Below are 15,524 nucleotides of genomic sequence, written 5' to 3'. Positions count from 1 at the left end.
TTCCTAAGGAGGGGGAGCGATTCAGGCTGCGGGCAATCCGAGCTCGAACATTTCGCCTAGCAAACTTTCTAAGCAAAAAAGCCCGGGGAAATCCCCGGGCTTTTTCTTTTGAATAAAAGTTCGCGCCTTATGCTAGACGGAAGCCCGTCCGATGGAGTGATACTCGATCCCGTGTGCGGCCATGACTTCGGGATCGTAAAGATTGCGACCATCGAAGATGAGGGGAGTGCGCATCCGCTTTTTGATCTCCTCAAGATCGGCATTGGCAAACTCGGGCCATTCGGTTCCGATCACGAGTGCTTCAGCGCCATCGAGGCAAGCATACATATCTTCACCGTAGGTGAAGCTTTCGTGGAGGTTGCCAAATCGCTTGGCGGTCTCCATACCCTGGGGATCCCAACCCGTGAGGTCAGCTCCTTCGGCCATCATGTCGTTGGCAAGCTTGATGGCAACGGACTCACGGACATCATCGGTATTCTGTTTGAAAGCAAGGCCCCAGAGAGCGATTTTCTTTTCCTGCAGGACCCACAATTTCTCCCGGATGCGGGAGAGGAAGAGACTACGTTGATCCTCATTGATGGACTCCACCTGCTTGAGAAGCTCAAAGGGATAGCCGAGGCTCTCGGAAATGTTGATAAAGGCTTTCACATCTTTGGGGAAGCAAGAGCCTCCATAGCCCAATCCCGCATTGAGGAACTGGCGGCCGATGCGGGCATCCATACCGATTCCTTCCGCGACTTTTTCAATGTCCGCTCCGGACTTTTCGCAAACACGGGCTACAGCATTGATGTAGGAGATTTTGAGCGCGAGGAAGGAGTTGGCAGCATGCTTGATGAGTTCTGCGGACTCGATATCGGTGACCAGCACGGGGGCGTTGAAGGGATCATAGATGCGGCGCATCATGTCTGCTGCGGCATCGTTATTGACGCCGAAGACCACGCGATCGGGGTTGAGGAGGTCATCGACTGCGCAACCTTCCCGCAGGAACTCGGGGTTGGATGCCACTGAGAATTCAACGCCTTCTGGCGCATAGCGTCGGACTGTCTCTTCCACCTTGGAGCCGGTTTTGACGGGGACTGTTGACTTGTCGACAATGACGCGGAAGCCGTATTCGGGCTTGAGAGATTCGGCGATTTCACGAGCGACCTTTTCGATGAAGGAAAGGTCGACCGAGCCATCCGGCTGGGGTGGGGTGGGAACCGCGATGAAAACAACATCTCCATCGCGGACACCGTCTGCGGTCGAGGTTGTAAACTTCAGGCGACCTGCCGCGACGTTGCGCTTCACCAGATCTTCCAAGCCTGGCTCGAAAATCGGGATTTTTCCTTCGAGCAGGGTTTTGACTTTCTCTTCGTTGTTGTCGACGCACGTGACTTCATGCCCGACTTCAGCAAAGCAGGCTCCGGTGGTGAGACCGACGTAGCCGGTTCCGATGATGGATAATTTCATGAAAGTTAACTAATGGCCCGCATTTATCATCAAGGTGTGAAGATTGCAAGCTTGTTGGATTGATAGATGGTTGACGTGAATTGTTAATTTAGAGCCGATTTTAGTTTCATTTCGCGAAAGCCGACACAAGTTTGCGCCATTCGTCTTCGATAGAAAGGTCAGATGAAGGGGTGACTTGGTTGGCTCGATGATACCAGTAGGAGGCGTTCCCCAAATCGCCTTCCTGGCGATGAAGGTGGGCATGAAGCCAGGCTCCATTGGGGTCGGGAAGGTCTTGGGCGATATCGTGTGCTCCATGCCAATTCCCAGCCTTGGCGAGCCAAAGAACCTTGAGTTCGGCGGAAAGATCGGAGGGAGCTTCTCCTTGGGCATTGTTGAGACGGTCAATCAATTCTGTTGAATTCATACCTTATTCTTGAAGGGAAATCGCTGGTTGAAAAGCCCTCGTTTTGCTAGTTCTCAGTCGATGAAATTCACTTCCTTCCCCCATCTGATCGGAGCCGTACTGATTTCTGCAAGCACTCTGGGTGCCGACGAACTACCAATCTTGACTGAAAAGCCATGGGAGGGGGTCTGGGTTGGTTATGAGGAGCGGGAGTTTGACTACGCAATCGGGGGGAAAGAGGGAGCTGCCAAGATTTACCTCAAGGTCAAATCGAAAGGAGAAATGGAGCGAATCTCTCTTTTTCGGGCTTTGGATGTGCACTTTGTGCTGGAAGAAGAGATCGGTGGAAAATGGCAAAAACGATCGGTGGAAAAAGATGGATTCGAGACCACCCAGGCCGCCAGTGTTGATGCTGAAAAATTTGAATTGCTCGCCACTCACAAGGGGGGAACCAAGATTAAGGTCGTGCACGAACTGGATGGAGAGGAGATCAAGATCTCGACCTCGATTGTGGAAACGGAAAGTAAGAATCCACTTCGCGCCGGGGTGGAAGTTGTGATTCCGGATCTTTATCGCATTAGAGAAGAAATCGAGGAGAGAGAGCTCAAGAAGAAGCTGAAGGGGGATGAGATTCGCGCTGTGGGAATCGATGGTAAAAAGTTCAAATTCGACCTCCATGACGAGATCAATTTAGGAGACGAGAAAGTGCTGGCGAAGGGTGCCGCTGAATTCTCGGTAGAGAGTAAAAATCTCGCCAAAAAGACAATCTCCCTCAGTTCGGAAGTCGCAAAGACCGGCAAGATCTTGTTCGACCAGAGAAAGTCTCTTCACGAAGGCTTTAAGGCCACTTGGTATCCAGCGGAAACTGCTGCAGGAAAGCCTGTGCCACAGTTGGTGATTGAGATTGAGTAGTGCGTCGGGTTCACGCCAGCTCGTCTTCTAGCAAAGGATCGATGGCTGAGCGAAGCTCTGTAACGAGTCTCGGGTCCATTGCCCGATACCGATCCTCGATTTCGAGGACCTCAATCCGGCATTGGCGGTATGCATCGGGAAACTGCCTTTTCAAGCGTTCCCGGTGCTGCTCCTCCATCACGAGGATGAGGTCCGCCCAGTGTATATCAGTAGCGGATACCCGACGGCGGGCCTTGGGACTTGTTCCGCCCGAACGGACCGCAACGCCGGTGTGATTGCGATAAATGGCCTCTGCAGTCGGACTGCGCCATTGGTTCATGGAGCAAACGAAGAGGAGCCGCAGAGGCATGATTTTCTGGCAATTACGCGCTGGCCGCAACGGAAGGAAGCTCAGCTCGAATCTTGGCCAGAGCGTTCTCCACGGTCAGACCGTGGTTTGCGCGCAAGATATCTGGCTTGCCATGCTCCACGAATTCGTCGGGCCAGCCGATCCGTTCGACTGGGGTCGTGATTCCGTTTTCGTGGAGAAGTTCGATGATGCTGGCGCCAAAGCCGTTGGCGAGGACGTGGTCCTCATAGGTGCAGATGACTTTAGCCTTCCGGGCTTCGGAGAGAATCAATTCCGCATCGAGAGGTTTGATAAAGCGGGGATTGATGAGGCCCACGCTCCAGCCGTCTTTCTTCAGCTCGGCGGCGGTGGCTTCGGCCATCTCGAACATTGAACCGAGTCCGATGAGGCAAACGTCGCTACCACTTTGAACCAGCTCTCCTTTTCCGATTTCCAGCAACTGGGGTTCGGCCTTGGGCTTGGCACCGGTGCCAGCTCCACGGGGGTAGCGGATTGCGGTGGGGCCGTCATCGTAATTGGCCATCGTCCAGAGCATGTCGACGAATTCTTCTTCGTCCTTGGCCTGCATATGAATCAAGCCGGGGATGTGCCGCAAATAGCCGATATCGAAGAGACCGTGGTGAGTCGGACCGTCATCGCCGGAAAGGCCACCGCGGTCCATGCAAAGACGCACGGGAAGGTTCTGCAGGGCGATGTCGTGGACGATCATGTCGAAGGCGCGTTGCATGAAAGTCGAGTAGATCGCTAGAAACGGACGCATTCCCTGAGTCGCGAGACCGGAGGCAAAGAGGGCCGCATGTTCCTCGGCAATCCCGACGTCGTAGTATCGTTCGGGAATCTCGTTCTTGAAAATATCGAGCTTGGTTCCGCCAGGCATCGCTGCGGTTACGGCGAGGATTTTCTCATCCTTTTTCGCAAAGTCGGTCACACTGCGTCCAAAAATCTCCGAGTAGGTGGGAGCTCCGGGTTCGGTTGCACCGTCCTCCACATTGTAAGGTCCCAGACCGTGGAATTTGCCCGGTTTCTCCAAGGCAGGCTGATAGCCACGTCCTTTTTCGGTGATAATATGGAGGACGACAGGTTCGTCCTGCTTCTTGAGGTATTCGAAGGTTTGCACCAGGAGCTCAAGGTTGTGACCGTCGATTGGGCCGAAATAGCGGAGGCCGAATTTCTCGAAAAGAACGTTGGGAAACAGAAGGTTCTTGGCCGAGCGTTCGATTTTGTGGGCGAACTTGCGGACGGATTCTCCCCCGACTTTTTGCACAAATTCAGAGGCCTTGTCGCGCACGGCAGAGTAGGCCGAGTGGGTTTGGAGAGCGTTGAAGTACTTCGCAATCGCTCCCACGTTCTTATCGATGGACCACTCGTTGTCATTGAGCACGACGATGAAACGCTTGGTGGTCTCCGCAATGTTATTGAGTGCTTCGAGAGTAGGTCCGCAAGTGAAGGCGGCATCGCCCGCTACTGCCACGACGTGAGTATCTTCCTTCTTCTGGTCGCGGGCGGCGGCCATTCCGAGGGCTGCGGAGAGCGCGGTGCCCGCATGGCCGGCACCGTAGCAGTCATGCTCGGATTCCGTGCGCAACAGAAAGCCATTGAGGCCCTTGTATTGGCGGATGGTGTCAATCTTGTCCGCGCGACCGGTCAGCATCTTGTGGACGTAGCCTTGGTGGGCAACATCGAAGACGAACTTGTCGTCCGGAGTATTGAAAACGCGGTGGAGAGCGATGGAGAGCTCGACAACTCCAAGATTGGGGCCGAGATGACCTCCAGTATTGGAAAGCGAATTGATCAAGGTGTCTCGCACCTCGGCTGCCAAGCCTTCCAATTGATCTTCGGGTAAATTCTTAACATCCGCAGGCGACTTGATGGTAGGCAAGATCGCGGGATTGGGAAGAGGAACGGTTTCGGCTGGTGAGTTAGAGGAGTCGGGTGTCATCGGACGCGGCTTCGGAAGGGAGAGTGTCGCTTGAAGTGCTTTCGCTGGCGAGCTTGTTTTCAGTAACCGCTTTGTTATTCGCATCGTTCATGTGCACGATATCGATTCTTTCGCGGGCATTTTGGAGGAGACCTTGGCAATGAGCGATGAGCTCGTGGCCGTCTTCGTAGTTGTTTAAAAGGGCTTCGAGCGGAAGGCTCTCGGTTTCCATCAAATTGACGATCCCTTCGAGCTTCTCGAGAGCTTCCTCAAAAGGTGGTAGCTTGGAATTTTTTTTTGCCATGATTTATGAGCCTGGGCTGCGGGAGGTGTAGAGAACCATGGGGGAGCTACGGAAGAAGAGCACACGGGGGAAGGGGTAGCGGGAGTAGAAGCCCTTGAGCTCACGGTCTTCCTTGCTGACCAACCGACGTTCGGGTGAGGTGCTGGTGGCCAGAGCGGCCCAGCCATCGAGCATCAGGCTCAGATACTCGCCGTAGAAGCCTGCGGTTTCGGTCAGCGGACGGGTGCCGCTTGAGATTGGGGTGGTCAGGACTCCCACAATCGGGGTCTCTTCCGCATCGGCAATATTCTCGATCGTTTCAAGCTCAGAGAGCTTGATGGGGAGCCAGAGTGAGCGCCGGTCGGCATACCAGGCCACTGCCCACGGTTGGTCCGAGGCGATGATTTCGTTTTTGTCCGCGTAGTCCACGATGCTGCTATCGAGGATGCTCGGCGCGTAGGGAGGATAGTTCGGAGCGATATTTTCTCCACTGGAGAGTGAGTTCAAGACGTCGAACGGCATCCGCAGCATGAAGGGGCTCGCGGAGATGACGACCACCAGGGCCAAGTGGGCGTGGGACATCAGAGGAATGGTTTTCGGGAATTCGAGGCGGGACCAGAGAACGCTCAGCATGGCCAGTCCATAGGCTCCCATGAGGGGGGCGAAGAGGAGGTGGAGCTGATTGGGCGAGTTCTCTCCTCCTTTTAATCCAAAGAGGGCCATTCCCAGGGTGGCTGAGATCCACATCACGAGGAGAACCCAGCGGAAATGACTGATGGACGCTCTTTTGAAGGGGTGAAAGAGGGCCACGAAGAAAATCGGGGCGGCGATGATGGCTCCGAAGTAGGCGTAGAGATCTTTGGTCTGCATGACCGAAAGACGCAGCACGTGGATCGCAAGCTGGCGGAGGTTGAGCGGGATGGTCTCGAGGCTACGCATGGCATATTCCTCGGAACCGGCCAGACCTTCGAAAAGAACGAGCACTGCCGTTCCGCCGGGGTTCCCCGAGACTTTGATGTTTTGGAGCACAGGAACAATCACTGCGGCAATAACCGCCACCAGAGCGATAATGCCCGCGACCCCTCTGGGCTTGATGAAGAGAGCCGCCATCACTGCATATCCGATCACAATCCAGATCGCGAGCCAGTGGGTGAGGCAAAGGAGGGCGAAAAAGACTGCAGCCAGGAGAGCGTGCAGAATCGGAAGTCCGCCTTCTTCACTGGCCTCAATGGCGCGATAAGCGAAGTAGCACCCGCAAGTGAACAGCAAGAGCATGAGCATTTGGGGGAGTCCGCTCATCGACATTTTCCAGAAAAGCTCGCAGAAAAGCATGAGAAGAGCGGTGGTGGAGGCGATGCGGGCATCAAATATCCGGCAGACCAAGAGATAGGTCACCCCAATCGCCAGCATCATGCAAACGATGGAAAACCCGGCGACCACGCGGTCCAGTTGATAGATATATTCGTTCTTTCCAGGGCGCCAGGCCTCGAAGTTCTGTGCGCCCTGCGCGCGGAAGACGGCTCCGAGGAGCAGGGGTTGAAGGGGGGCGTGGTAGGTGTTCTTACAGGCGTCGGCCAGTGTGCCCGTCTCGTTGGTCGCTTCTCGGTTTTGGCGAATCGAAGCCGGGCGGAGAACCTTGGTGACGAGTCCGTTGCCGCGGGCGACTTCGCGAGCGATGGCGGCTTGTTCCATGCCATGGGCCGAATCCAATCCTCGAAAAAGGCTCGTGACATGAAGGACGGCCATGACGAGGAGAAGGATGAAGAAAGTTGCCCGGAGGGTCAGGGTTGCCAGATTAGCTGAGCCGTTTTGGTTCATTTTGAGGTCGTTGTGAGAAGGGGAGTTAGAGAGTCTTAGAGTCGTGGGATGGGCTTTCGCTCAATTTTCGTTGCAAGGTTCTGCGGCTAATACCGAGAAGGCTTGCTGCTTTTGTTTTGTTTCCGTCAGTTTGTCTCAGCGCTCGCTGGATGGCGTCACTCTCGAGCGCATGCAAGTTGAGTTCAGCGTGCGGCGCAAGATTCTTTTCGACTCCAATCTGTTCATCCGATGGAATGGGGAAGCCGTTCTCTTGTCCCAAGACGAACCCCGGCAGGTGGCGGGCCTCGATTTGGTCGGTGTTTGAAAGAATGACTCCGTGTTCCATCGCGGTTCGGAGTTCGCGCACGTTGCCAGGCCAGGGATAATTCCGCACCACCGCGAGAGCGTCATCAGCGAGGGGCTTGATGGGACGTGAGTTTTCCTCGGCGAATTCTGTCAGGAAGGCATTGGCCAGAAGCACGATGTCCTCCGGCCGCGAGCGGAGGGGCGGCATGTCGATCTTCAGCACATTGAGCCGGAAAAAGAGGTCTTCGCGAAACTCACCGTCAGCTACCAACTGGCGCAGGGATTTGTTCGTGGCGGCGACGAGGCGGACATCGACTTCGATGGGGGTGTTCGAACCGACTCGTTCGACGGAGCGCTCGGAGAGGACGCGGAGTAGTTTGACTTGGGTGGCGGGGTCAATTTCGCCGATTTCATCCAAGACCAAGGTTCCTCCATGTGCTTGCTCGAAGCGTCCGATACGGCGCTGGCTGGCACCGGTGAAGGCTCCTTTTTCATGACCAAAGAGCTCCGACTCCAGCAACTGGGGAGAGAGGGCGGCGCAATTGACGATGACGAATTTTTCCGCCGGGCGCCCGGAGAGATCGTGCAAGGCGTGGGCCACCAATTCCTTACCCGTTCCGGATTCGCCCTCGATGAGGACGGTGGCCCGGGTCGCAGCGACCTGCTCCACCATTTCCGTCACGCGGCGAATGGCGTCGGATTTGCCCAGAATACGGTCGAGGCCAGAAGGAGCCTGAGAGCTTTTTTTCCGCAGCCGGACATTCTCTGTTTTGAGCTCGATATTCTGCTTCTCCAGCTTGCGAGTGCGGGCCGCCTTTTGCAAAAGGTTCTCCACCTCATCGAGATTGAGGGGCTTGGTCACGAAGTGAAAGGCCCCGCGACGCATAGCCTCTACGGCCGTGTCGACCGATCCGTAGGCGGTCATCATCACCGCGACCGGGGGCTTGGGGAGGGCGAGCGCTTCCTCGATGAGGTCCATCCCGGACTCGGCCCCCAGCCTCAGGTCGGTGAGGAGGAGGTCCACATTCTCGCTCTTCAGAACTTCCCGAGCTTGGGTCAGATCTGCCGCCACATAGACATCAAAGGTCTCATCCAGCGCCATCCGCAGTCCATCGCGGGTGGGTTTCTCGTCATCGACTATTAGGAGAATGGGAGACATTGCTGGAGAGCCAGCTTGAAAGAGCCAGCGCGCTTTGGCAATGGGGGAGTGAGCATGAAGTGGGTGTATTGTGTAAAACCTGGCCCACCTCAGGCTCAGAGCCGGGCTCCCGGGTTAGCAGCAGCCGGAGCCGGGGGCACACGAGGGCTCGGGAGTGAGTCCGCAGACATCCTTCGCCAAGCAGTCAGTGTGGCGATTTTCCACCACCAGGGTCACGGTCTCGTCTGTCACTTTCACCTCGACGAGAGGAAATTGTGAAATGACGGGGTGCTCATACTCCACCTCCACCGGAAGGGCTTCGGTGGGAAGGACGGGAGCTCCGTGTTCCAGGATTTTGAGAAAGCGGGAGACAGGCACCCGGTGGTCGTAGTCATCGGCGACCCAGGCCTGCAGCTGGCAACGTCCTTCATGGCGAATCGTGCCGCCACAATCGATGAAGTCCTTCTTGAGAAAGGCGACCTCGGTGATGTGGAAGTGCGCGGGCACCAGCGATTGGTCTGGAAGCTGGATTTGCAGGATCTTGTCCGAGTGAGGAGCGAGGGCGGATTTCAGTTCGGCGATAGTCATCATAACTTTTATTTAACAGCAGTTGTCAGATTCGGGTTGGCACAGCTCGGGGCGCCCCTGGCAGCAATGCCCGACGAAAAAGGTCACCAGCTCGCGGACGGTTGTTGGCTGAACCGCGTAGAGGATGGAGCGGCCTTCGCGACGGGAGAATACCAGTCCGGCATTGGTCAGTTCCTTTAAGTGGAAAGACAAAGTGTTGGCTGGGATCTCCATCTTCTCCGCCAGTTGTCCCGCTGCGATTGCCTCTGGTGAGTTCCAGATCAAGGTGCGAAAGACTTCCAATCGCACGGGATGGGCGAGGGCGGCAAAGGCTTGGCTGGCGTCAGTCGTTTCGATACTTCAAGAATAGTCGAATTATAGGAGTCGGCAAGGGGTAATTGTCGAATTATTGCCGCTGACCTCCGGCGATGGCGACGGGCTCCTGAGAGTTTCCGGAAAAAAGCTCGAGGAGGGGTTGCCGTGAACCTTTGGGGAAGCGCAGGCCAGAGGATCTGTGGCGCCAGTTGAAGGGGCTGCTAGGCCGCGATGATGGCGTAGAGCTCGTCCTTCAGCTTGAGCCGGTCCAAGCGCAGTTGATTGAGGACCGGGTCGTCAGTGTTTTCGACCCCCGTTTCGATGCGGTGAACCTCGTCGTTCACTTCGTGGTAGCTGTCGAAAAGGCGACGAAAGTGGTTGTCGCTGATCTTCAGTTCATGAATGCGTTCGCGGTGCTCGGGGAACTCGTGGAGTAGATCGTGTTTTTGCATACCCTCGCATCATGGCTCTGCGGGCGTCGCAGGGCAATGAATCAGTATTTTGCGCGTGGCAAATGAGAGGATTTGCGCTCCTTCTAGAAGAGTTTCACGGACGATAGACCATTGTCCGGATGAAGAATTTGGCCGGTGAGGGGGGCGGATTCGGAGCCCAAGAGATAGGCGGTCAAATTAGCCAACTCTTCAGCGCTGGCCAGTCGTTTGAGGGGATGACGGTTCTCGGCATTGGTTCGCTTGTCTTCACTCGAGATTAGGCTGGAGGCGAGGGGAGTATCGGTCAGGGAGGGAGCGATGGCGTTGACCCGTACCGTTGGAGCCAGTTCTGCGGCCAAGGCGCGGGTGAGGCCCTCGATGGCGCCTTTGGAGACTGCGATTGAGGAGTGAAACGGCATCCCGAGTTGAACCGCAACGGTCGAGAAAAGAACGACGGAGGCTGCCGAAGACTTTTTGAGGGAAGGGAGGGCTTGTTGAATCACCTCGACGGCTGCCAGAGTGTTGATTTGCAGGTCGTTGAGAAAGGCGTCCTTGTCGAGGCGCGCAAACGGTTTCAGGTTGATCGTGCCGGGAAAATAGGCGAGCCCATCGAGTTGTTCCGGTAGTGTGAGTTTGCTCACTGCGGTTGCATCGAATTCTTGGCAGGGGATTCCAAGGCTTTCCAATTGGTCTTTTCCCCGTGCGGCCGCAATGACTTCGTGCCCGTCAGCCTTCAGCTTGCGCGCGCTCGCCAGTCCGATACCTGAATTTCCGCCGATGAGGAGTATTTTAGCCATTTGGCAAGTTGCGCCCAATCCTCGGAAAGTCCAGATATTGAGGCACAAAAAAAGCCCGTCGGAGCGACGAGCTTTAAAGTCTTGATTAAGTAAGGGTTCGCTTAGGCTGCGAAAACCTCTTCCTTCTCTTCTTCTTCGTGCTTGTCGTCTTTCTTGCACTTTCCGCAATGAGCAAGGGCAGCTTCTTCTTTCTTGTCGCCTTTTTTGCACTTCTTGCAGTCACCAGCGATCAAAGCTTCTTCCTTCTTGTCGCCTTTCTTGCACTTCTCGCAGTCGCCAGCGATGAGAGCTTCTTCTTTCTTGTCGCCCTTCTTGCACTTTTCACAGTCGCCCGCGAGAGCGAAGCCTGCAAGGAAGAGGGAAGCGAGGAGTGTGGACAGGATTGATTTCATAGTTTTGATTTGGTTGTAGTCGATTCAACGAGCTGAGCTCAGCAGTAATCTATGAGATAAAAGCCGCTCCGCAACCGGTTTGTCTGAACTTTTTTGAAGAAATTTGCGCGCGAGATTGGTTTTTTGCCAAACCCACTGGTTAGCAATGCTTTTTTTCCGGCGAAAAAGAGAGGGGAAATAACTAAATCTGGTTGTTCCGGCGATCTTGTCTGACAATTCGGCGGTGCGCTTGGATCGGATGGTAGGAAAGTGGGGCCAATGGGGGCGGCGCGAAGTTCGGGAGCGTCTTTCCAGAGGAATGGTGCGAGTCAATGGAGTCGTCTGTCCCGAAGGCGCGTTTCAGGTGGGTCCCTTCGACCGCGTTGAATGTGGAAGTGAGGTTCTGCAGGCCCGGGTGGCGCGTTCTTTGATGTTGCACAAGCCGTTGGGGGTTGTGAGTGCGACCTCTGATCTCGAGCACCGGACGGTGGTCGATCTGATTGGCGAACCTTGGGCAACTGAGCTGCATCTGGCAGGGCGCTTGGACCGTTTCACCTCGGGTCTGTTGATTTTGTCCAATGACAGCAGTTTGACCGAGGCTCTCACTGAACCCGGACGTAAGCTGGGTAAACGCTATCGGGTGACTTGCGATGGTGACGTGACTCCTGAGATAGTCGTGGCCTTTGAAAAGGGCATTTGGTTTGCGAAAGAACAGGTCGCCACCCAGCCCGCCCAAGTTGAACTCTTGTCCGGCCGGCAATGCCTCCTCACCATCTATGAAGGAAAGCATCATCAGGTGAAGAGGATGTTTGCCCGCTTCGACGTGAAAGTCACCGCCCTCCATCGCGAGACTATGGGACCTTTGAGCTTGGACCCAGCCCTGCAACCCGGCGAGTGGCGAATGCTGACGGCGGACGAGCTGCAACTCTGCTCTTTCCATCGGGCGGAAAAAGCCTGAGCTTTCGAGACGATGCGGGTCTTGGGCTTTCTGTGTGCCGTGGGAGTATTCTTCAGTCTGCTGGCCGCTTGGTTCGGCCCCGCTATGCTCAAGGTGTCGATTGAGAGTTCTCTGGAAAATGCTTTGCGCTCGGTTTTGGAGCCGGATCAGTTCGAGTCGGTCGCCGCGCGGGAAGAATTTCAAAAGGTGTCGCTGGAACGCTTCGAGGCTGCGGTCCGGTTTTCCCTTTCGGCTTCGATGTTTGCGGGGATGGCTGCGGCACTGGGTCTCATGGTTCAGTTTTTTGGTTTTCGGGAGAAGGGGACGCGGTTTCGATTCCTGGGAGGATTCTCTTGTCTTTTTGTGAGTGCGTTTCTCGTGGTGAGTTCACTCTTTGCCCCGACCGTGACTGGTGGCTATGCGATTCGTTTTGGTCTTCTGATTGCGCGGAGCGAACCGGATTGGACGCTGGCGGAGCAGAAAGCGAGGGCAGAGAGGATTCAAACCGGAGTGGACACCCAGTTGCGAGCCCTGTTGGGGAGCTTTTCCTTTCATTGTGTTTTTCTCGCTCTTTCCCTTGGTCTGCTCTCTCGCGAAGCCTTTCGTCGCGAGGATTTGAAAGGTGTTCACAGCGCTCTGGCAGAAAAGGATGATTCGTGATTTCGAAGAAGGCTTGCCGGACGTGAACCCGTGCTCGGAGGGAGCCTTTTTATTTTGCAAAGATTAACTAGTTCGGGCATTCTGAGGGCCTCATGGCAGCGCGAAAAACAACTCCCCGGCGGAAGCCCGCAAACAAGTCCGGTCGTCGCAAGCCGACCCGGCAGGTGATGGAGGCTCGCACCAAGAGCATTGCGATTCTCAATCGGGGAGCCTTTGCCCTCCTCATGATTCTCATTTGTGTCGCGGTGGGGGTGACTGTTTTTCCGCAGTGGAAAGAATTGAAGCGTTTGGAAGCTGACCTGGAGGCGACCCGGGCAGCGGAGCAAGATACCCTGGCCCTGGAAGATCAAAAGAATCGCGAGCTGAGCGCTCTCCGGCAGGACTTGGAGTTTCAGGAGCTGCGCGGGCGCGATCTTCTCGACCTGTATCGGCCGGGAGAAACGATCATCCGGATTCGTCGGGACTAAAATCTCGTGCCCGGGACGGCCTCCCGATTACTGGCGGCTCGCGCGACGAAGCAGAAAGACGCCGAGGATGATACAGAGCAGATTGGGCAGCCACATCATTAGCGAGCAAATCGCGGGCTGGTTCTCGAAGTTCTCTGCGGTCAAAAGAAGGACAAAGTAGACCAGCGCCACGATGAGCGCGGTGACCAGACCGGAAACCGTTTCTCTCCGTTGGCTCGAAATACCGAGGGGAATTCCAATGAAGGCAAAGGACAAGCAGGCCAAAGCGAGTGCGTGGCGTTTTTGCAGTTCGGTAAAGAGGCTATTGAATTCCTCTTTGGTCTGGGGTTGCCTGAGCTGGCTGAAGAGCTTGAAATTTGTCCGGTAACTCGGCTTGTCAGGGATGCGGAGAGAGGGAAAGGCCAGTGGCCAGGGCTTTGCTGTTGAGGCGGTGATGAAGTTGCTCCCGGACTTGGAGGCCTTCGGGTTGATCTCCTCGATGAAGGCGTCTTTGAAAGAGAGAATGAAATTGTCGTCGATCTCGTCTCCGTCGGTATCGTCGAGTTCTAGGTCAACCGAGGTGGCGTAGACGTAGGTTTCTGGCTTGGGGTTCCGTTTGTCGTCCGAAAGTTGATAGAGGTGAAAGCCTTGCAGGGTCTTCCCGTCCTTTTGGGTCACAAAGGCCTGGAAGCCCGGCAACTTGGTCTCCGATCGGGTAGCCAAGAGAGAAAGCGGGTCGTTTTTCAGGCTTTCGTCGATCAGCTTTCGCGAGTTGAGCTTGGCCATGGGGGAAAAGACACCTGCGAGAAACCAACAGACGATGCTGAAGAAGAGGCCCAGCGCAAAGATCGGAGCGCTGAGTCGAATCAAGCTCGCCCCCGAGGTGCGAAAGCCGACCAGTTCGTTCTGGGTGGAAAGTCTCCCGATGACCAGCAATACGGTGGCAAGAAAGCCCAGAGGAAGGGCAAACATCAGGGGGTAAGGCAAGCTGTAGAGGAGAAACTTGAGCAGCAACAGCGGGGGAGCCTGATATTTGACCAACAGTTCGCGAATCTCTTGGAAGAGAATCCCCATGATCAAGATGATACAGAGCAGCACCACCGCCATGATGGTTCCGTTGAAGACCTGGCGGCCGAGATAGCGGTCGGAGATGCGCACTGGGAAAGACGTTCCTACTTTGTTTCGCCAATTTCAAACTCCAAAAGCAGCTCTTCTGGCAGCTCATTGCGTTCGATGGGGGTCAGCCAGGCTTCTTTGCGGAACCAGGTCCGCTGTCGCTTGGCGTATTGGCGGGTGGCGATGGTGATCCGTTCGCTGGTTTCTTCCAGGGTTTTCTTTCCCGCCAAGTGAGCCTGAATCTCCGCTACCCCAATCGCTTTGGCCGCAGTAGTGGCGTCGGGGGGAAGGGCGGCAACCTCGTCCAAGGCGTCCCCCGCGAGCATAATTGCTGTCCGTTGGGCGATGCGGTCGGCGAGCTCGTCGCGTGGCCAATCGAGGTAGACTCCCCGCAGGTCGGGCGGGTCGGGCTGTTGCCAATCTTTGCGAAGCTCCGAGACGGGCTGACCCGTCAGCAGGCAGAGCTCGAGTGAGCGGGTGACGTAGCGGCGGTTCTGGCGGTTGATGGTCGCGGCTTCGGCAGGGTCGAGGGTTTCCAGACGGGCGAGTAATTCTTCGAGAGAAAGCAGGTCTAGTTCGGCCCGGATTGTGGGGTCGCCCGGGGGGACCGGGGAGGGGCCATGGGTCAGGAATTTGAGATAGAGGCCCGAGCCGCCTACGATGATGGGCGTTTTCCCCCGCGATTGAATCTCCTCGATGATCGGCAGCGCCATCTTCCGGTAGCGATTGGCGTCGAGAGTCTCGGCCAAGTCGAGGACGGAGTAGAGATGATGGGGGACAGCTTCCTGCTCTTCCAGGGTGGGCGAAGCGGCGAGGGTTTCGAGCCCCTGATAGAGCTGGTAGGCGTCGGCATTGATGATCTCGCCATCGAGAGCCTCGGCCAAGTTGAGGGCGAGACTGCTTTTTCCCGAAGCGGTGGGTCCGCAGATGTAGAGAGGAGAGGCCGCCATGGGCTTTTATAAAACAAGTTCGTTGAATACGAAGCCGAAGGCTCCCGAGAGGAGGATGATGAGGAGCGAGAAAACCACTCCCGCCCAGTAGAAGAGTTGGCGGGGAGTGACTTCGGGAAGTAGGGCCCGAGTGTACAGCTCTGCCAAAGGTCCGAGGAAGTAACAGCAATTGGCCCCGATTCCGAAAAGCAAGGCTCCCGGGAGCAGAAAGACGAGTTGGGTCCAATCCTGATAGCTCCAGAGCAGGAGGTCAATCAGGCCTAGCGGCAAGAGAATGAGGTTGAAGCGCAGTCGCATGCGCTCCCACCCATGGACCAGCTCTCGCAGAGAGTTGGGGTCGGGCTCATTCCTTTGCGCTGGGGCTTGATAAACGTCCATACCGTTTCGATTTTCGTAG

19 protein-coding genes are annotated in these 15,524 nt (G+C 55.9%); 4 read left to right on the top strand and 15 right to left on the bottom strand.

The genetic code is table 11. The annotated features are described in order from the left end of the window. Nucleotides 1-132 precede the first annotated feature (132 nt). Nucleotides 133-1,449: a UDP-glucose dehydrogenase family protein gene (locus tag IE099_RS16945; RefSeq protein WP_189572574.1), complete on the bottom strand. Its 1,317-nt coding sequence runs from the start codon at nucleotides 1,447-1,449 to the stop codon at nucleotides 133-135. Between the two features lie 106 nt (nucleotides 1,450-1,555). Further along, complete coding sequence (locus IE099_RS16940) at nucleotides 1,556-1,855, bottom strand: hypothetical protein (protein ID WP_189572572.1); 300 nt, start codon at nucleotides 1,853-1,855, stop codon at nucleotides 1,556-1,558. A 60-nt stretch (nucleotides 1,856-1,915) separates the two neighbouring features. On the opposite strand from IE099_RS16940, the gene IE099_RS16935 reads away from it, so the two are divergent. Beyond that, nucleotides 1,916-2,746, top strand: a complete 831-nt coding sequence (locus IE099_RS16935; protein ID WP_189572569.1) for a hypothetical protein — start codon at nucleotides 1,916-1,918, stop codon at nucleotides 2,744-2,746. 10 nt (nucleotides 2,747-2,756) lie between these two features. Here IE099_RS16935 and IE099_RS16930 read toward each other — a convergent pair whose 3' ends face one another. From IE099_RS16930 to IE099_RS16885, 10 genes are all read right to left on the bottom strand, one after another. After that, a complete protein-coding gene (locus IE099_RS16930; protein WP_189572567.1) occupies nucleotides 2,757-3,095 on the bottom strand; it encodes a low molecular weight protein tyrosine phosphatase family protein in 339 nt (112 codons plus the stop codon). A 13-nt stretch (nucleotides 3,096-3,108) separates the two neighbouring features. Next, on the bottom strand, nucleotides 3,109-5,034 hold the full coding sequence (gene dxs, locus IE099_RS16925; RefSeq protein WP_189572564.1) for a 1-deoxy-D-xylulose-5-phosphate synthase: 1,926 nt from the start codon (nucleotides 5,032-5,034) through the stop codon (nucleotides 3,109-3,111). Further along, nucleotides 5,015-5,317, bottom strand: a complete 303-nt coding sequence (gene xseB / locus IE099_RS16920) for an exodeoxyribonuclease VII small subunit (RefSeq protein WP_189572561.1) — start codon at nucleotides 5,315-5,317, stop codon at nucleotides 5,015-5,017. Before xseB ends, dxs begins: the two co-directional genes overlap by 20 nt. A gap of 3 nt (nucleotides 5,318-5,320) precedes the next feature. Beyond that, complete coding sequence (locus IE099_RS16915; RefSeq protein WP_189572559.1) at nucleotides 5,321-7,114, bottom strand: glycosyltransferase family 39 protein; 1,794 nt, start codon at nucleotides 7,112-7,114, stop codon at nucleotides 5,321-5,323. A 25-nt stretch (nucleotides 7,115-7,139) separates the two neighbouring features. Then, a complete protein-coding gene (locus tag IE099_RS16910; RefSeq protein WP_189572556.1) occupies nucleotides 7,140-8,558 on the bottom strand; it encodes a sigma-54-dependent transcriptional regulator in 1,419 nt (472 codons plus the stop codon). Between the two features lie 114 nt (nucleotides 8,559-8,672). Then, nucleotides 8,673-9,128, bottom strand: a complete 456-nt coding sequence (locus IE099_RS16905; RefSeq protein ID WP_189572552.1) for a DUF6428 family protein — start codon at nucleotides 9,126-9,128, stop codon at nucleotides 8,673-8,675. 9 nt (nucleotides 9,129-9,137) lie between these two features. After that, nucleotides 9,138-9,461 carry an ArsR/SmtB family transcription factor gene (locus IE099_RS16900; RefSeq protein WP_189572727.1) on the bottom strand — a complete coding sequence of 108 codons (324 nt, stop codon included), beginning with the start codon at nucleotides 9,459-9,461 and terminating at the stop codon, nucleotides 9,138-9,140. A 179-nt stretch (nucleotides 9,462-9,640) separates the two neighbouring features. After that, the gene (locus tag IE099_RS16895; protein WP_189572549.1) at nucleotides 9,641-9,871 is read right to left on the bottom strand and encodes an HP1242/YdcH family protein; all 231 of its coding nucleotides are present in this window, start codon (nucleotides 9,869-9,871) and stop codon (nucleotides 9,641-9,643) included. A gap of 83 nt (nucleotides 9,872-9,954) precedes the next feature. Continuing rightward, on the bottom strand, nucleotides 9,955-10,647 hold the full coding sequence (locus IE099_RS16890) for an SDR family NAD(P)-dependent oxidoreductase (RefSeq protein ID WP_189572546.1): 693 nt from the start codon (nucleotides 10,645-10,647) through the stop codon (nucleotides 9,955-9,957). A gap of 101 nt (nucleotides 10,648-10,748) precedes the next feature. Further along, a complete protein-coding gene (locus tag IE099_RS16885) occupies nucleotides 10,749-11,039 on the bottom strand; it encodes a hypothetical protein (protein ID WP_189572543.1) in 291 nt (96 codons plus the stop codon). Between the two features lie 205 nt (nucleotides 11,040-11,244). Here IE099_RS16885 and IE099_RS16880 point away from each other — a divergent pair, with 205 nt between their 5' ends. From IE099_RS16880 to IE099_RS16870, 3 genes are all read left to right on the top strand, one after another. Continuing rightward, on the top strand, nucleotides 11,245-11,976 hold the full coding sequence (locus IE099_RS16880) for a pseudouridine synthase (RefSeq protein WP_229809562.1): 732 nt from the start codon (nucleotides 11,245-11,247) through the stop codon (nucleotides 11,974-11,976). Between the two features lie 39 nt (nucleotides 11,977-12,015). Further along, nucleotides 12,016-12,615 (top strand): hypothetical protein, encoded by a 600-nt coding sequence (locus tag IE099_RS16875; protein WP_189572540.1) that lies wholly within the window; start codon nucleotides 12,016-12,018, stop codon nucleotides 12,613-12,615. 92 nt (nucleotides 12,616-12,707) lie between these two features. Further along, entirely contained in the window at nucleotides 12,708-13,082 is a 375-nt protein-coding gene (locus IE099_RS16870) for an FtsB family cell division protein (RefSeq protein WP_189572537.1), read from the top strand. 27 nt (nucleotides 13,083-13,109) lie between these two features. On the opposite strand, the gene IE099_RS16865 is transcribed toward IE099_RS16870, so the two are convergent. The 3 genes from IE099_RS16865 to IE099_RS16855 are packed head-to-tail and all read right to left on the bottom strand — an operon-like array spanning nucleotide 13,110 to nucleotide 15,505. Beyond that, nucleotides 13,110-14,219, bottom strand: a complete 1,110-nt coding sequence (locus tag IE099_RS16865) for an LptF/LptG family permease (RefSeq protein WP_189572534.1) — start codon at nucleotides 14,217-14,219, stop codon at nucleotides 13,110-13,112. Nucleotides 14,220-14,233: 14 nt separating this feature from the next. After that, entirely contained in the window at nucleotides 14,234-15,127 is an 894-nt protein-coding gene (gene miaA, locus IE099_RS16860; RefSeq protein WP_189572531.1) for a tRNA (adenosine(37)-N6)-dimethylallyltransferase MiaA, read from the bottom strand. 6 nt (nucleotides 15,128-15,133) lie between these two features. Then, nucleotides 15,134-15,505 carry a hypothetical protein gene (locus IE099_RS16855; RefSeq protein ID WP_189572528.1) on the bottom strand — a complete coding sequence of 124 codons (372 nt, stop codon included), beginning with the start codon at nucleotides 15,503-15,505 and terminating at the stop codon, nucleotides 15,134-15,136. Nucleotides 15,506-15,524 lie beyond the last annotated feature (19 nt).

It is taken from the genome of Roseibacillus persicicus, assembly GCF_014651675.1.
Classification (GTDB): domain Bacteria; phylum Verrucomicrobiota; class Verrucomicrobiia; order Verrucomicrobiales; family Akkermansiaceae; genus Roseibacillus; species Roseibacillus persicicus.
Note: the sequence above shows the minus strand (reverse complement) of the source record. Positions and strands in the feature narration are given on the sequence as shown.

Coding starts and splice junctions, on each gene's coding strand:
- IE099_RS16945 (WP_189572574.1), bottom strand. CDS start 1,449: ATGAAATTATCCATCATCGGAACCGGCTACGTCGGTCTCACCACCGGA.
- IE099_RS16940 (WP_189572572.1), bottom strand. CDS start 1,855: ATGAATTCAACAGAATTGATTGACCGTCTCAACAATGCCCAAGGAGAA.
- IE099_RS16935 (WP_189572569.1), top strand. CDS start 1,916: ATGAAATTCACTTCCTTCCCCCATCTGATCGGAGCCGTACTGATTTCT.
- IE099_RS16930 (WP_189572567.1), bottom strand. CDS start 3,095: ATGCCTCTGCGGCTCCTCTTCGTTTGCTCCATGAACCAATGGCGCAGT.
- dxs (WP_189572564.1), bottom strand. CDS start 5,034: ATGACACCCGACTCCTCTAACTCACCAGCCGAAACCGTTCCTCTTCCC.
- xseB (WP_189572561.1), bottom strand. CDS start 5,317: ATGGCAAAAAAAAATTCCAAGCTACCACCTTTTGAGGAAGCTCTCGAG.
- IE099_RS16915 (WP_189572559.1), bottom strand. CDS start 7,114: ATGAACCAAAACGGCTCAGCTAATCTGGCAACCCTGACCCTCCGGGCA.
- IE099_RS16910 (WP_189572556.1), bottom strand. CDS start 8,558: ATGTCTCCCATTCTCCTAATAGTCGATGACGAGAAACCCACCCGCGAT.
- IE099_RS16905 (WP_189572552.1), bottom strand. CDS start 9,128: ATGATGACTATCGCCGAACTGAAATCCGCCCTCGCTCCTCACTCGGAC.
- IE099_RS16895 (WP_189572549.1), bottom strand. CDS start 9,871: ATGCAAAAACACGATCTACTCCACGAGTTCCCCGAGCACCGCGAACGC.
- IE099_RS16890 (WP_189572546.1), bottom strand. CDS start 10,647: ATGGCTAAAATACTCCTCATCGGCGGAAATTCAGGTATCGGACTGGCG.
- IE099_RS16885 (WP_189572543.1), bottom strand. CDS start 11,039: ATGAAATCAATCCTGTCCACACTCCTCGCTTCCCTCTTCCTTGCAGGC.
- IE099_RS16870 (WP_189572537.1), top strand. CDS start 12,708: ATGGCAGCGCGAAAAACAACTCCCCGGCGGAAGCCCGCAAACAAGTCC.
- miaA (WP_189572531.1), bottom strand. CDS start 15,127: ATGGCGGCCTCTCCTCTCTACATCTGCGGACCCACCGCTTCGGGAAAA.
- IE099_RS16855 (WP_189572528.1), bottom strand. CDS start 15,505: ATGGACGTTTATCAAGCCCCAGCGCAAAGGAATGAGCCCGACCCCAAC.